We start from the raw sequence: 14,571 nt of genomic DNA on the forward strand, positions 1-14,571 counted from the left end.
ATTCCGGGGAACTAGGAGAAGAAGCATGAACATTATTTCCAAGATCTGTGGGGTAGCGGCGATGGCGCTGTCGCTGTTGGGTGGCACGGCGGCCTCTGCCGGCACCATTGACGACATCCGCTCGCGCGGCGTGCTTCGCATTCCGGCGATCCTCAACGAAACGCCCTATTTCAACAAGGATCCGCGCACCGGCGAATGGCAGGGCTTCGTCATCGACATGGCGAACGACATCGCCAAGACGCTGGACGTCAAGCTTGAAGTGGTTGAGTCCAGCTGGGCCAACGCGATCCTCGACGTCCAGAGCGGCAAGGTCGACATGGCATTCGCCGTGACGGCGACGCCGGTCCGCGCCATGTCGGTCTCCTTCTCCGACCCGACCTATTACAACAGCTTCGTCCTCGTCTCCGCCAAGGAAGAAATTGCGGGCAAGACCTGGACCGAACTCAACGACCCGCAGTACACCTTCGCCGTCGACCTCGGCTCTGCCCAGGACCTGATCACCCAGCAGTACCTGCCCAAGGCCAACGTGCTGCGCTTCAAGACTCGTGACGAGGCGATCGTCGCCGTCACCACCGGCAAGGCCGATGCGCTGGTCAACACCATGCTGAACGGGCTGGTCATTGCCAAGAAGGCTCCGACTATCGGCGCGGTGCAGGTTCCGACGCCGGTTCTCTCCACGCCTTCGGTCATCGCCCTCAACTATGGTGGCGACGAAACCTTCAAGAGCTTTGTCTCCGCCTGGGCCGAATACAATCGCCGCATCGGCAACAACCAGACCTGGATCCTGAAGAGCCTCGAGACCTTCGGCATCACCCTCGAAGATATGCCGGTCGGCTTCGGCTTCGGCGGCTGACCTTCAGATCGCCGGGACCCTTCACGGCGACGACCTCTGAACGCGCGGAACGACCTCGTTCCGCGCGTTTTTCTGGATGGCCGACATTCACTACGGGCTAAACCTCCGCTCTGTCCGTCGCGACCAATCGTCAGTGTGCCTTTCAGCGCGCGCGCATTACCCCTTGCCCTTCTGATAATGTTACATCCGGGGAGGGTGAAGTGGCGATTTCTCACGCTTACAACATGCGGTCCATCTCGGCGCAGATCATACGTGGTGGATCGTCCAAGGGCATCTATCTCAACCGCGATGATCTTCCCGGCGAGAAATCCAGTCTCGATGAGATCGTCCTCAAGATCTTCGGTTCTCCTGACAGGCGCCAGATCGATGGGCTGGGAGGCGCCGACAAGCTGACCAGCAAGGTCGCTGTCATGGGCAAGCCGACGCGGCCAGACTGTCACATCGACTACCTCTTCGGCCAGGTCAACACCGAGCTCCCACGTGTCGACTGGGCAGCAAACTGCGGAAACCTCTCCGCTGGCGCAGCACTCTACGGAGCACTGGTAGGAGCATGCGAGGTCGACGAGGGCGTCGCGCGGGTCGACATCCACCAGGTCAACACCGGCCGCAAGCTTGTGGCACACGTACCGCTCGAAGATGGGGCGCCGGCCGTGGAAGGCGATTTCGCCATCGGTGGCGTGCCGGGCACGGGTGCACGGATCGATCTGGACTTCGGCGATTTTGCAGGCTCCGCACTCGGCGGGAATGTGCTGCCGACCGGCAGGCCCGTCGACAGGTTCGCCATTCCGGGCCTGGGGGAGATCGATGTCAGCGTCGTGGACATGGCCAACTTGCTTTTCTTCGTGCGAGCAGGCGACATCGGCATGGACGTGAATGCCTCCATCTACGACATGCAGGCCGACGAAGGACTGGTGAGGCGGCTGGAGGCGGTTCGCAAGGCAGTGTCGGCCGAGATTGGCTTCATCACCGGCCCGGACGCGGACGAACGTTTGCGCATCAGTACGAACCCGCTGATCTTCGCGGTTGCCCCAGCGGTGGATTACCAGGCGACCAACCGGATCGGTATTGAGGCGTCCGACTATCACCTCTTCTCCCGCTCCCTCGCTCGCTTCGAATTCTCCAAGGCCTATCCCGGCTCGGGTGCGGCCGGGACGGCGGTGGCTGCAGGCATACCCGGTACGCTCGTCCATCAGGCGGTTGGTGATCTCGGTCAGTCTGCCGGACCCTACGACCTGCGCGTGGGACATCCGGGCGGCGTGCTGGAAGTGGCTGCCGAAGTGCATGCAGGCGAAGAGGGGATCATGGTACGCAAGGCCCTGATCGGGCGGACGGCTCGCCTGCTCATGGATGGCACGACCTATATCCGTTAGGCTTGTTCGATGAGCGGTTCCGTCACGTTGGCGGGACGGCCGCCATCGGTGCGCTCCACTTCCGCTGCGAGCCATTTGATGAAACCGCGGACGCGGGCGTTGGCGTAGCGCGTCCAGATCACGAAGAGGCCGAGGTCGCGCTCGATCGGCTGGAAGATGGGCACAAGCTGCCCAGCGGCGATTTCCTCCGCGACGAGAAATGGCTGGCCGATTGCAACGCCCAGGCCCTCCTGGGCAGCGCGATAGGTCAGGATCGAACTCGGAAACTCGTCCCCCTCGATGGATTGCGAAGGAAGGCCAGCTCCCTCGAACCAGTGATGCCAGTCGAGCCTGCGGTAGTGGGAGGTGAGCAGCGGTACCGAGAGAAGGTCCTCCGGGATGTCAGCCTCTTCTGCCTCAGATAGGTGGGGCTGCAAAAGGGCTGCAAGACGTCCCGGTAGAGGAGGAGGGAGAACTCGGGATCGACTTCCGACATGGGCCTGAGTTGTATCGCGACGTCGAACGCGCTGGTCTCTGGATCGACGGGCGAAATGCAGGTCTTGATCTTGATCTGCGTGTTGCGGTGAACCTCACCGAACGCCTTGAGACGTGGGATAAGCCATTTGCCCGCGAATGTGGGATAGGCCGCGACGCGAACAGCCGTCGACCTGTTTCGCGCCAGAAGCAGATCCGTCGCGGTGGCAATATTGTCCATGGCCGGGCCGATCCGCTCCACGTAGTCCCGGCCATCCTGGGTCAGCTCGATGCCGCGGCTTTCGCGGAGGAAGAGCTTGGTTCCAAGATATTCCTCCAACGTGGAAACCTGCCGGCTTACGGCGGACTGCGTCACTCCCATCTCCTGGGCGGCGCGACTGAAGCTGCCCGAGCGCGCGGCGACATGAAAGACATGCAGGGGGTTGAGGGGCGGCATTTTCGGCATTGGCGGTTCCGGCAGCTGTTTGAACGATTGCCACCATGAAACACGGCGGTGACGGCTTCCACCGCCAATCCGTTGGGGCGATATGAGCTTAGGTCATGCCGGCCTGAGGTCTGCGAAGTTGTCATCGCTCCGCCCTGTGTCAAAACGGCAAGAGTTTGGATCAGGAGGCCGCATTGTATTCACATCTCACCTCGGAACAGGCCGAACTGGCCAGCACTGTACGCCGGTTCGCCGAAAAGGAACTGGCGGAAGGCGCGCTCAAGCGTGCTCATTCGCGGGAATATCCGTGGGACGTTGCGCATAAGCTTGCCGGCATGGGCCTCCTCGGCATCACGATGAAGGAGGAGGATGGCGGCGTCGGTGGCACCTTGATGGATGCCGTCATCGCCATCCAGGAGATCGCCAAGGTCTGTCCGAAGAGCGCGGACATCGTCCAGGCAGGCAATTTCGGACCGATACGGACATTCGTCGAATACGCGACGGAGGACCAGAAGAAACGCTACCTGGCGGAGCTTCTGGAAGGCAAGGCATTGATTTCGCTCGGCATGTCGGAACCGGATGCCGGGTCGGCCGTCACCGAGCTGAAGACGAAGGCCGTTGAGGATGGCGATGATGTCGTCATCAATGGCTCGAAGGTCTTCTCGACCCATAGCCCCGAGGCCAAGCTGTTCCTCATCTATGTGCGCTTCGGACCCGGTACCGGCGGCATCGGCTCGGTGCTCATCGAACGCGGCACGCCCGGCTTCACGATCGGAGAACGTTCCAGTTTCATGAGTGGTGAGGAGTGGTGCCCCCTCTATTTCGAGAACTGCCGTATCCCGAAAGCCAATATCCTGCTCGGTCCCGGTGGCTTCAAGAAGCAGATCTCGGGCTTCAATGTCGAGCGCATCGGCAACGCATCGCGGGCGCTGGCGCTCGGCCAGTATGCGTTCCAGGTGGCGCGCCAGTATGCCCTTGACCGAAACCAATTCGGCCGTCCTCTCTGCGAATTCCAAGGGCTGCAATGGAAGTTCTCCGAAATGGCCGTCAAGCTGGAGGCGGCGCAGATGCTGCTCTACCGGGCGGCCTCCGTCGAGAATGGTGAACTGCCAAGCGCCTACGACACGGCGGTCGCGAAGCTTGCCTGTAATCAGGCCGGCTTTGAAGTGGCGAACGAAGCCCTGCAGGTAATGGGCGGCTACGGCTACAGTACGGAAAGCCTGGTGGAATACTGCGTGAAGCGTACACGTGGATGGATGATCGCCGGCGGCTCGATCGAAATGCTCAAGAACCGGATTGCCGAACACGTCTTCGAGCGGCGGTTCGACCAGCGTGCACGCTAGGAGGTAGGCTTCATGACTTTGAGTTCCGCTGCGCTGCTCAGGCCGCAGTCCCTTGCCTTGATTGGTGTATCCGACGATCCGTCGAAGACGGCAGGCCGCCCGCTGCAGTTTCTGCGGCGCGCCGGCTTCGACGGGGAGATCTTCGTCGTTAATCCGCGGCGTGAGACCGTCCAGGGAGAGAAGGCCTACAAAACACTGGCGGATCTGCCGAAACGGCCCGACCATGCCTTCATCCTCACGGATGCGGAAAAGGCATTGGATGCCCTGGAGGAGTGTGAGCGTCTCGGTGTTCCGGTCGCAACGATGTTGTCCAGCGGCTTTGCCGAGGCAGGCGAAAGAGGCATCGCCAATCAGGCGCGTCTCGAGGCCATTCTCGCCCGCGGAACCATTCGGCTGGTCGGACCCTCGAGCATCGGCGTCGTCAATCTTCATAACGGACTGACGCTGACGGCCAACGCGGCCTTCGCGGAACCGGACCTCCCGAAGGGCGGGATCTTCGTCGGGTCCCACAGCGGCAGCCTGATCGGAGCGCTCGTATCGCGCGGCAAACGCAAGGGCATCGGCTTTGCCGGCCTCGTTTCAGTGGGTGCGGAGACCGATCTTTCGATCGGCGAAATCTGCCTGGCGACCCTCGATGACCCGCAGATCACCAGCTACATGCTGTTCATCGAGACGCTTCGCCATGCCGACAAGCTGCAGGAATTCGCGCTGGAGGCGGCCAAGCGCGGCAAACCCGTCGCGGCGTTCAAGCTCGGTCGTTCGGAAGAGGCGGCCGAACTTGCCGTCTCCCACACGGGCTCGCTTGCGGGCGCCGATGAAGTTGCGGACATCTTTCTCGCCGAACTCGGCATAGCCCGGGTTGAATCGTTCGAGGGGCTGCTGGAAGTCATGCCGCTCCTGCAGCAGGTGCCTACCTCTCTTGACGGCCCCCGCAGGGGCAGGGTCGGAGTGGTGACGACCACGGGCGGCGGCGCGGCCATGGCCGTCGACCAGATGGCGCTTCGCGGCGTCGATGTTGTGCCGGCCAGCGAGGAAACGCGTGCACGCCTGCGGGAAAAGGGGATCGAACCGGGTGAGGGACGCATCATCGACCTGACGCTTGCCGGGACGCGCTATGATGTGATGAAGGCGACGCTGGACATCCTTCGAAGCGCTCCGGAATTCGACCTCGTGCTGGCGACAGCTGGCTCCTCTGCCCGCTTCAACCCGGAACTGGTCGTGCAGCCTGCTGTAGATGCTGCCCGCGAGCCGGGACATCCGCTGGCGGTATTTCTCGTCCCCGACGCGCCTGACGCCGCACGTCTTCTCGCGAAGGCGGGCGTACCGGCATTCCAGGACCCGGAGACATGCGGGGACGCCATTGCGGCAGCCCTGCACCGCCGCGCGCCAACCCGTTCAACGCCACTCGACAGCTCGGCCTTCATCGGCGAGACCACAGTGCTGGACGAGGTCTCCTGCTACCGCCTGCTCGAGCACCACGGCCTGACCAGCGCCCCACATATCGTGCTGAAGGTGGGGGACCCTGTTCCGCAACTGCCGTTCGCCTATCCGGTCGTCGCCAAGGTTCTCGACAGCCGGATCGCCCACAAGACCGATTCCGGTGGAGTGGTGCTGCATATTGCCGATGCCGCTCAACTGGCCGAAGCCATGCAGGCGATCGTGTCGCGTGTGGAAGAGAATACCGGGATCAAGGCCACCGAGATCCTGGTGCAACAGATGACGCGCGGCGTTGGGGAGGTTCTGGTTGGTTTTCGTCGGGATCCGCAGGTAGGCCCGCTCGTGGTGCTTGCTGCCGGAGGTATCTTCACCGAGCTCTACCGTGACAGCACTATGCGGCTTGCGCCTGTTGACCGTGCGGCCGCCATGGAAATGATCCATGAAATCAAGGCCAGCCGCATTCTGGACGGCTATCGCGGAGCTCCCAAGGGCGATCTAGATGCACTTGCCGACGCCATTGTCTCGGTTTCCCGGCTCGCCGCCGAAACGGCTCCGCGCGTCGAGGAGTTCGAGATCAATCCGCTCCTGGTGCTGCCGCATGGCAAGGGTGTCTGTGCCATCGATGGACTCGGGAGGGTTGCAGGATGAGCGGAACCGTCCACCTGGAACGGGACGGTGACGTCGCCGTCCTCATCATCGACAATCCGCCAGTGAACGCAGGCTCTTCCGATGTTCGCAAGGCCCTGCTGAGGCGGATCGCAGAAGTGGAAGCCGATGCGACCCTTGCCGGTGCCGTGCTTATCGGAGCGGGGAAGAGCTTCATCGCCGGCTCGGACCTGCGCGAGTTCGACCTGCCGCTCGAGCCGCCGCAACTGCCTCAGGTTATCGAAGCGATCGAAGGTTCCTCCAAGCCCTATGTGGCGGCATTACACGGTGCCGCGCTCGGCGGTGGCTATGAACTCGCTCTTGGCTGCGATGCCCGCATCGCCGCGCCGGAAACGGTCGTCGGCCTTCCGGAGTGTACGCTGGGGATCATTCCCGGCGCCGGCGGCACGCAGAAGCTCCCCCGGCTTGTGGGCAAGGCCAAGGCCATCAGCCTGATCTGCACCGGCGGCAGGGTATCTTCTCCGGAAGCGTTGCGGCTGGGAATGATCGATGCCGTCGCGGAAACCGACCTGCGTGAAGAGGCGGTGGCGCTAGCCCGCAGCCTTAAGGGCCGAAAGCAGCGGGTGATCGAGCTGCCCGTACCGAAAGACAAGCCGGAGGATATCGAAGCTGCCACCTCCAAGGCCGTGGCAGCCGCGCGCAACCGGCCGCACATTCAGGCCGCCATCCGTCATGTGATGGCTGCCGGTACGGTCGGTGCTTGCGAGGGCCTGGCGGCAGAGCGCGCGGAGTTCCAGCAACTGCGTGTCGCGCCCGAGGCGAAGGCCTTGCGGCACATCTTCTTCGCCGAACGTGAGGCAACACGTGGAAACCTGCCAGCGGGCGTGAAGGGTCGACGCTTCGAAAGCTTCGGTATCGTCGGTGCCGGAACGATGGGTGCCGATATCGCGACAGCGACGCTTCAGCGCGGCTTCCCTACCGTTCTCGTTGACAGCAATTCGGAAGCTCTGGCCCGTGCGAAGGCGCGGATAACGGCTGCCATCGAAAGGGGCGTCACCTCCGGCAAGCTCTCGGTCGATGCCGGCGATAGGGCGAAGTGCAACCTTGTGCTGGTCTCTGAACTGCAGTCGCTTGAGGATTGTGACGTGCTGATCGAGGCTGTCTTCGAGGACCTCGAGACCAAGAGAGGCGTCTTCGCGAAATTGGATGCCATCGCAAAGCCCGGTGCGCTCCTGGCGACGAATACATCCTATCTCGATATTGACCGTATCGCTGCCGCCACCACGCGTCCGCAGGATGTGATCGGCCTGCATTTCTTCAGCCCGGCCCATATCATGAAGCTCCTGGAGGTTATTGCGGGAGCGGAAAGCTCGCATGAGGCGGTCACGACCGGCCTCGCCATCGCGAAGGCGCTCGGCAAGCAGCCTGTCCAGGCGTCGAACGGCTTCGGTTTCATCGGCAACCGCATCTATGCCGCCTACCGCGCGGCCTGCGAATTCATGCTGGAAGACGGTGCCCTCCCGCACGAGGTAGATGAGGCTCTGAAGGATTTCGGATTTGCCATGGGACCGTTCGCGGTCGCCGACATGTCTGGCCTCGACATTGCCTGGCGGATGCGCCAGCAGCAGGCTGCCACACGCGACCCGGCCGCGCGGTACGTCGCGATTCCGGACCGGCTGTGCGAGATGGGGCGCCTCGGACGCAAGACCGGTGCGGGTTATTACGACTATGACGAGAAGGGCCGTCCGCAGCGCTCCGCGGTCGTGGAAGATGTCATCTCCATGGCTTCGGACGCGAAGGGCATCGCCCGCCGTTCGCTCGATGCCCGCGAGATCCAGCGCCGCGCCATGGCCGCTATCGTCAATGAAGCGGGACTGGTGCTGGAAGAGGAGATTGCGGCGAGGGCGAGTGATATCGATGTCGTCCTCGTGAATGGTTATGGCTTTCCGCGCTGGCTTGGCGGCCCGCTTTATTGGGCAGCACAGCAGGACCTGGAGGAACTGGCGTCAGACTGCGCAGCATCGACCGCGGCGGCCGGGCCTTCCAAGAGGCGGGCGGATCTGGATGCCTTGCTTGGCTCCGAGTCTCGGAACCGGACGGCCTAGGTCCTCCTTCGGGCTGCGATGAGCAGTCATGCCAAACCCATTGTCGGGACGGTAGGTCAATTAGTCAGTTGTCCTGCCGGCCTCCAGCAAACAGATTGCCGCGACAGTTGCGGGGAGGCGCTACACCGCTCCTCCTCCTGAAGTGGGGAGAACCGAATGTCCGACAATGCCATCGATCGCGCCAGCGCGTTGCGCGCTCTCTTTCGTCCGTCCAGCGTTGCCGTGGTTGGTGCATCGGCCGATCCGACCAAGACCGGGGGGCGACCGGTCAACTACCTGATCAAGCATGGCTTCGAGGGGAGCATCTACCCGATCAACCCGAAGGTGGAGGAGATCTCCGGCCTCAAATGCTACGCCTCGGTGGAGGATCTTCCGGAGGCGCCCGACGCGGCGATCGTTCTGCTGGGCGTCGAACGGGCGCATGTTGCCGTGCGGCAGCTCGCCGAGCGGGGGACAAAGCTCGCGATCGTGCTCGCCAGCGGGTTCAGTGAAGCGGGCGAGGCTGGAAGGGCACGCCAGGAGGAACTGCTTCGTGCTGCCGGGACGATGCGCATTCTGGGGCCGAACACGATCGGCGCCATGGACCTTGCCCGAAACATTGTGCTTTCCGCCAGCGGCGCGCTTGAGGTCAGCGACCTGCCGGTCGGCGGCATCTCGGTCGCTTCGCAGAGCGGCGGCATCCTGGGGGCTCTGCTTTCCCGCGGGGCTGCCCGCGGAATAGGCTTCAGCAAGCTGGCGACGACCGGAAACGAGGTTGACGTCGATCTCGCTGATCTCATCGATTACTACGCCGATGACGACGATACCCAGGTCATCGTTGGCTATATCGAGGGTATCCGTTCCGTCGAGAAGTTCAGGCACGCGGCCGAGAAGGCCCGCCGGGCAGGCAAGCCCGTGGTCGTGTTCAAGGTGGGTCGATCGGATTCGGGCGCACGCGCCGCCGTGTCCCATACGGGCGCCATGGCGGGTGAGGACCGGGTCTACGATATGCTGTTCAGGCAGTGCGGCATCATCCGTGCCGACAGGTTCGCCGACCTTCTCGATGTGCCGGCCATGCTGGTAACGGGACGCAAGATGAAGGGTCGCCGGGTGGCCGTTCTGACCTCGACCGGCGGGGCGGGGAGCCTCGTTGCCGATAGCTGTGGGATCGGTGGACTGGATGTGCCGCTTCTGGATGATGCAACGGCCAATGGTCTTGCTGCAATCCTGCAGGCGTCGGAACCGATGACGGCAAACCCGGTCGACGTGACGCTCGCGGGTGTAAAGCCGGACGTGATGACGGCATCAACCGAGATGCTTCTGAACTCGCAGAGCGTGGACGGCGTGGTGGTGATTGTCGGTTCATCGGCGCTCGCCCAGCCGGAAATTGCGGTTGGTGCCATCAAGAACGGTGCAGCACGAAGCACAAAGCCGCTCATCGCCTATGTGAGCCCCTATGCGCCCCACATCGTCAAGGAGCTGAACAGGCAGGGCATTCCCGCCTATACGGATCCGGAGACCTGCGCCGTAGCCTTGCGTGCGGCCTTGCCTGTTTCTACCGTTGAGTCCGCGCTTCGAATAACCGATGTCCCGGGTGCTCCGGACTGGCTGACACCCGGCACGCTCAACGAGGCCAGGTCGCGCGCGCTTTTCGACCACTACGGCCTGTCGGGTACCGACCAGCGCATCGTCCAGACCGCTTCGGAAGCCACGGCTGCCGCAACGGAACTCGGTGGGCGGGTCGTGCTGAAGGTCCTTTCGTCGCAGATCGCTCACAAGTCGGATGTGGGGGGCGTGAAGGTCGGCCTTGATGATACCACGATCGGGCCTGCGGTGGAGCAGATGACGCGCCATTTGGCGGACCAGAAACTTCCCAAGCGTGAGGGGTTCCTCGTGCAGAAGATGCTGTCCGGAGGCGTCGAGGTGATCCTCGGCCTGCGACGAGACCCTCAGCTCGGTCCCCTTATCCTGCTCGGGGCAGGCGGTGTATTTGCGGAGTTGGCGGATGATTCTGCGATCCGGCTCCTGCCGATTGCCGAGACAGATGCCCGCGACATGGTCTCGGACCTTCGCCTCTCACGCATCCTGAATGGCTATCGCGGCGGCAAGGAGTATGATGTGGAGGCCCTCGTGGCGGCAATAATGGCGCTCGCCCGCATGGGAGAAAGCCTCGGTGAACGGTTGCTCGAGGCGGAAATCAATCCGCTGTTCGTGATGCCCAAGGGGGAGGGCGTTGCCGCGGCAGACGCACTCGTCGTCCTGGGATAGACGGGGGATGGACTGCGGCGGGAACCATGGCGTGAATTGCCTGTCCCGCCGTCCAAGCTGACTTCCTGTCAGGTAGTCCTGCGCGCGAGACGCCAGACACCTTGCGCCTGTACGATCGGCTGATCCTCGCACAGGACCATGCCCTCGATGAACGACATCCGGGGGGTCAGCTTGACGATCCGTGGGGTTATGGTCGCAAACTTGCCGAGGGGAAGCGGAGCGACGAACTGGTGACTGAGAGAAACGGTCGCTGCCTTGTCAGATCCGCTTGCCAAGCGTGAATGAAGGCCGAAGGCGCGGTCTACAAAGGACATGATCATGCCTCCGTGGACGACGCCATTGCGGTTGACATGCATCTCACGGGTGATGAATCCGTAGTGTTCGCCGCTCTGATCGGTCAACCGCCAGTAGCCGCCGATATGGCCGATGAATCCGTCGGCCGGATCGAAGACCCAGCCATTCTGCGTGAGAAAATCTTCCATGGTGAAGTTCATCGCGCAACCGAAGGGCCTTGGCAATCGTCGCAGCCGGACATCCCACTCTGACCTTTTGTTATGGATGCATGCTTTATTGAAGGTTGATGTCCGGGAAGTTTGTCCGGAGTATCGGAGACGCTAACGCGCACGAACTTAAGGGAGGAGAATGCATGCCTAGTATCGACTACCGCGATGCGGTAGGAGGCGCATTGCTCGTGGCGCTGGGAGCCACCTTCACAGCCTATTCCTGGATGCATTATCCTCTCGGCACCGTCACGCGCATGGGCGCAGGCATGGTTCCGTTCAGCCTTGGCGTGATCCTTGCGATCTTCGGCGGAATGATCCTGTTCGCCAGCCTGTCGCGTGAAGGAACGTTCCCGCAGATAAGAGTGGCTACACCGCTGGTGGTCCTCGGCAGCGTCATTCTCTTCGCCGTCGTTATCAAGCCGTTCGGCCTTCTGTCTGCTGCATTCCTGGCGACATTCGTGGCCGCTTTTGCCGACCTGTCGTTCCGTCCTCTTCGCAATGCCGCGCTCGCGGCCGGCCTTAGCGCCGTCGCCTATCTGATCTTCTCGCTCGGGCTGCAACTGCCCCTTCCTCTCTTTGCGTGGCCCTTCTGATGGATATGTTCTCCAACATCGCGCTCGGCCTGGAAACGGCGCTGACCCCGGTCAACATCCTCTACTGTTTCATCGGCGTTTTCCTCGGGACGTTCATCGGCGTGTTGCCGGGGATCGGTGCCCTCGCAGCCATCTCGATGCTGTTTCCGATCACCTATCATCTGGAGCCGACCACGGCCCTTATCATGCTGGCGGGGATCTATTACGGCACCGCCTATGGCGGCAGCACGGCGTCGATCCTGCTCAACATTCCCGGCACGTCCTCCAGCGTTGTGACCTGCCTGGACGGATATCCGATGGCACAGCAGGGTCGCGCCGGCGTGGCTCTGGCAATGACGGCTCTCGGCTCGTTCTTCGGTGGCGTCTTCGGCATCCTGGTCCTCAGCCTGTTTTCCCCGCTTATCTCCGGTTACGCGCTGTCCTTCGGTCCGGCGGAATATTTCACGCTGATGGTCCTGGGGCTGATCGCCGCTTCTGCAATCACCGAGGGCTCGGCCGCCAAGGGGCTTGCCATGGTCGTCCTGGGGATCCTTCTGGCGACGGTAGGCATGGACCCACAGAGCGGGACACCACGCTTCACGTTCGGCACGCTCGACCTGATGGACGGCCTTGGCTTGAGCGCACTTGCCATGGGATTGTTCGGCATCTCGGAGGTAATCTCGTCGATCCGCACCAAGAATGACGGGGCCGCCCCTGCAACCGCCCGCTCCGTCACCATGCGATCGTTGATCCCGAGCAGGGACGACATCCGTCGGAGCTGGATGCCGATGCTGCGCAGTTCCACGATCGGTTCCTTCTTTGGTGCACTGCCCGGTACGGGCCCATCGATCGCCTCTTTCGTCTCCTATGCGGTGGAGAAGCGGGTTTCCAAGACGCCTGAGCGCTTCGGCAAGGGAGCGGTCGAAGGGGTCGTCGCACCGGAAACTGCAAACAACGCAGCCGATCAGACGGCATTCATCCCGACGCTGTCCTTGGGCATTCCCGGCAGCGCCACGATGGCCCTGATGATCGGCGCGATGATGGTTCACGGCATCCATCCCGGCCCGAAGATGATGACCGACCAGCCCACGCTGTTCTGGGGCCTGGTGATGAGTTTCTGGGTCGGCAACGTCCTGCTCATCATCCTGAACCTGCCCCTGATCGGTCTTTGGGTTCGGCTTCTGACGGTGCCTTACCACCTGCTCTTCCCGGCCATCGTGATGTTCATCGCGATCGGAGCCTACTCCGTCCGCTACAGCGCATTCGACGTGCTGACCGTCGCGGGTTTCGGAGCGCTTGGTTACGTGATGCGCATCTTCGCCTTTCCGGCGGCGCCACTCTTGCTGGGCTTCGTTCTCGGGCCGTTGATCGAGCAGCATTTCCGGCGAGCCATGGTTCTGGCGCGGGGGGACCTGATGGCGATCGTGGAGCGTCCGATCAGCGGTGTCTTCGTCGTCATCAGCGTCCTTCTCCTGGGGTGGAGCCTTTGGTCCACGTTCCGCGAGGCGGGAAAGAGAAAGCTGCTGGAAAGCGAAAACTGAGGTTCACCGGGAGCGGCGTTAGGTGCCACCGCTGACGGGTCATCAATCAAGAGCACTGAAACACGGAGGAGAAACCATGAAGATCTTTGCAGCAGCCGCTCTGGCATTCGCCGCAGCGACGGGAACTGTCGTCGCGCAGGACTTCCCGAACAAGCCGGTCACCATCATCATTCCCTATAGCGGCGGCGGCTCGACCGACCTCATGGCCCGCTCGCTCGCAACCGAGCTTCAGGAGATGTGGGGGCAGCCGGTCGTCGTGGAAAACCGCGCCGGTGCGGGCTCGATGATCGGCACGGCCTATCTGTCCCAGCAGCAGCCGGACGGTTACACACTCCTCGTGAACACGGCCGCGCATTCGACGGCGCCTGCCGTTCAAAAGGATCTGCCGTTCGATCCCAGGAACGACATCACTCCGATCGGCATGGTGGCGACCAGCCCCTATGTGGCGGTCAGCGGCGCTAACGTGAAGTCGGAGGGCTTCGACCAGTTCGTGGCAGAGGCCAAGGAGCGGCCGATGTTCTTCGCAACCGCCGGCGTCGGCAGCTCCAGCCATTTCTCTGCCGAACTCCTGATCCAGCAGGCCGGTATCCCGGCTGACGTCGTCCACTATTCCGGCGGCGGCGAAGCCCAGGTCAACCTGATGGGCGGACATGCCGACGTCTACATCAGCACGACCGCGTCGGTCATGCCCTATGTCAACAACGGTCAGGTGAAGGCTCTGGTCGTGCTGGCACCGGAGCGTTTCGAACTTCTGCCGGACGTTCAGTCCAGCGGGGAGAATGGCGTCGAGGGCATCGAGATCGACGGCTGGCTTGGGCTGTTCGGCCCCGGCGGCATGGATCCTGCCCTGGTCGAGAAGCTCAACGCAGACATGAACAAGGCCATCTCCACCGATCGTTTCAAGAAGGTCCTGGAAGAGAACTTTGTCGTGGCCGGCAAGACGACCGCAGCCGAGTTCAAGGAACAGGTGGAGAAGGAGATGGATCTCTGGGCGGGCCTCGCCAAGGAGCGCAATATCGTCGCCCAGTAAAGCTCTGATGATCCGGCTCCGGCCGGATCATTTTCCGCGACATGGCAAGTGAGATCGGATGCCGGC

General features: G+C 62.6%; 12 protein-coding genes. 9 read left to right on the top strand and 3 right to left on the bottom strand.

Features of this window, described 5'->3' with window-relative positions; genetic code table 11:
* The first annotated feature begins 25 nt into the window (after window positions 1-25).
* Both FN060_RS12070 and FN060_RS12075 read left to right on the top strand, forming a co-directional pair.
* Complete coding sequence (locus tag FN060_RS12070) at window positions 26-853, top strand: transporter substrate-binding domain-containing protein (protein WP_142588228.1); 828 nt, start codon at window positions 26-28, stop codon at window positions 851-853.
* Window positions 854-1,053: 200 nt separating this feature from the next.
* A complete protein-coding gene (locus tag FN060_RS12075; protein WP_142588229.1) occupies window positions 1,054-2,223 on the top strand; it encodes a PrpF domain-containing protein in 1,170 nt (389 codons plus the stop codon).
* Here FN060_RS12075 and FN060_RS23125 read toward each other — a convergent pair.
* Window positions 2,220-2,576, bottom strand: a complete 357-nt coding sequence (locus FN060_RS23125) for a LysR substrate-binding domain-containing protein (RefSeq protein ID WP_425312167.1) — start codon at window positions 2,574-2,576, stop codon at window positions 2,220-2,222. The two genes, FN060_RS12075 and FN060_RS23125, sit on opposite strands and share 4 nt — an antisense overlap.
* Complete coding sequence (locus tag FN060_RS23460) at window positions 2,471-3,142, bottom strand: LysR family transcriptional regulator (protein ID WP_142588231.1); 672 nt, start codon at window positions 3,140-3,142, stop codon at window positions 2,471-2,473. Before FN060_RS23460 ends, FN060_RS23125 begins: the two co-directional genes overlap by 106 nt.
* A gap of 173 nt (window positions 3,143-3,315) precedes the next feature.
* Here FN060_RS23460 and FN060_RS12090 point away from each other — a divergent pair, with 173 nt between their 5' ends.
* From FN060_RS12090 to FN060_RS12105, 4 genes are all read left to right on the top strand, one after another.
* The gene (locus tag FN060_RS12090) at window positions 3,316-4,464 is read left to right on the top strand and encodes an acyl-CoA dehydrogenase family protein (protein ID WP_142588232.1); all 1,149 of its coding nucleotides are present in this window, start codon (window positions 3,316-3,318) and stop codon (window positions 4,462-4,464) included.
* 12 nt (window positions 4,465-4,476) lie between these two features.
* Window positions 4,477-6,549, top strand: a complete 2,073-nt coding sequence (locus tag FN060_RS12095) for an acetate--CoA ligase family protein (protein ID WP_142588233.1) — start codon at window positions 4,477-4,479, stop codon at window positions 6,547-6,549.
* Window positions 6,546-8,612, top strand: a complete 2,067-nt coding sequence (locus tag FN060_RS12100) for a 3-hydroxyacyl-CoA dehydrogenase NAD-binding domain-containing protein (RefSeq protein ID WP_142588234.1) — start codon at window positions 6,546-6,548, stop codon at window positions 8,610-8,612. The genes FN060_RS12095 and FN060_RS12100 overlap by 4 nt, the downstream gene beginning before the upstream one ends.
* Window positions 8,613-8,768: 156 nt before the next feature.
* The gene (locus FN060_RS12105; protein WP_183949868.1) at window positions 8,769-10,859 is read left to right on the top strand and encodes an acetate--CoA ligase family protein; all 2,091 of its coding nucleotides are present in this window, start codon (window positions 8,769-8,771) and stop codon (window positions 10,857-10,859) included.
* Window positions 10,860-10,927: 68 nt separating this feature from the next.
* Here the strand turns inward: FN060_RS12105 and FN060_RS12110 are convergent, their stop codons facing one another.
* Window positions 10,928-11,341 carry a PaaI family thioesterase gene (locus FN060_RS12110; protein ID WP_183949870.1) on the bottom strand — a complete coding sequence of 138 codons (414 nt, stop codon included), beginning with the start codon at window positions 11,339-11,341 and terminating at the stop codon, window positions 10,928-10,930.
* Window positions 11,342-11,505: 164 nt separating this feature from the next.
* Between FN060_RS12110 and FN060_RS12115 the strand changes: the two genes are divergently transcribed.
* The 3 genes from FN060_RS12115 to FN060_RS12125 all read left to right on the top strand — a co-directional run bounded on the left by FN060_RS12115 (window position 11,506) and on the right by FN060_RS12125 (window position 14,505).
* A complete protein-coding gene (locus tag FN060_RS12115; RefSeq protein WP_183949871.1) occupies window positions 11,506-11,955 on the top strand; it encodes a tripartite tricarboxylate transporter TctB family protein in 450 nt (149 codons plus the stop codon).
* Window positions 11,955-13,475: a tripartite tricarboxylate transporter permease gene (locus tag FN060_RS12120; protein WP_142588237.1), complete on the top strand. Its 1,521-nt coding sequence runs from the start codon at window positions 11,955-11,957 to the stop codon at window positions 13,473-13,475. The genes FN060_RS12115 and FN060_RS12120 overlap by 1 nt, the downstream gene beginning before the upstream one ends.
* A gap of 76 nt (window positions 13,476-13,551) precedes the next feature.
* Window positions 13,552-14,505 carry a Bug family tripartite tricarboxylate transporter substrate binding protein gene (locus tag FN060_RS12125; RefSeq protein ID WP_142588238.1) on the top strand — a complete coding sequence of 318 codons (954 nt, stop codon included), beginning with the start codon at window positions 13,552-13,554 and terminating at the stop codon, window positions 14,503-14,505.
* Window positions 14,506-14,571: the final 66 nt, after the last annotated feature.

This window comes from Pseudorhizobium halotolerans, from assembly GCF_902153235.2.
GTDB classification, from domain to species: Bacteria; Pseudomonadota; Alphaproteobacteria; order Rhizobiales; family Rhizobiaceae; genus Neorhizobium; species Neorhizobium flavum.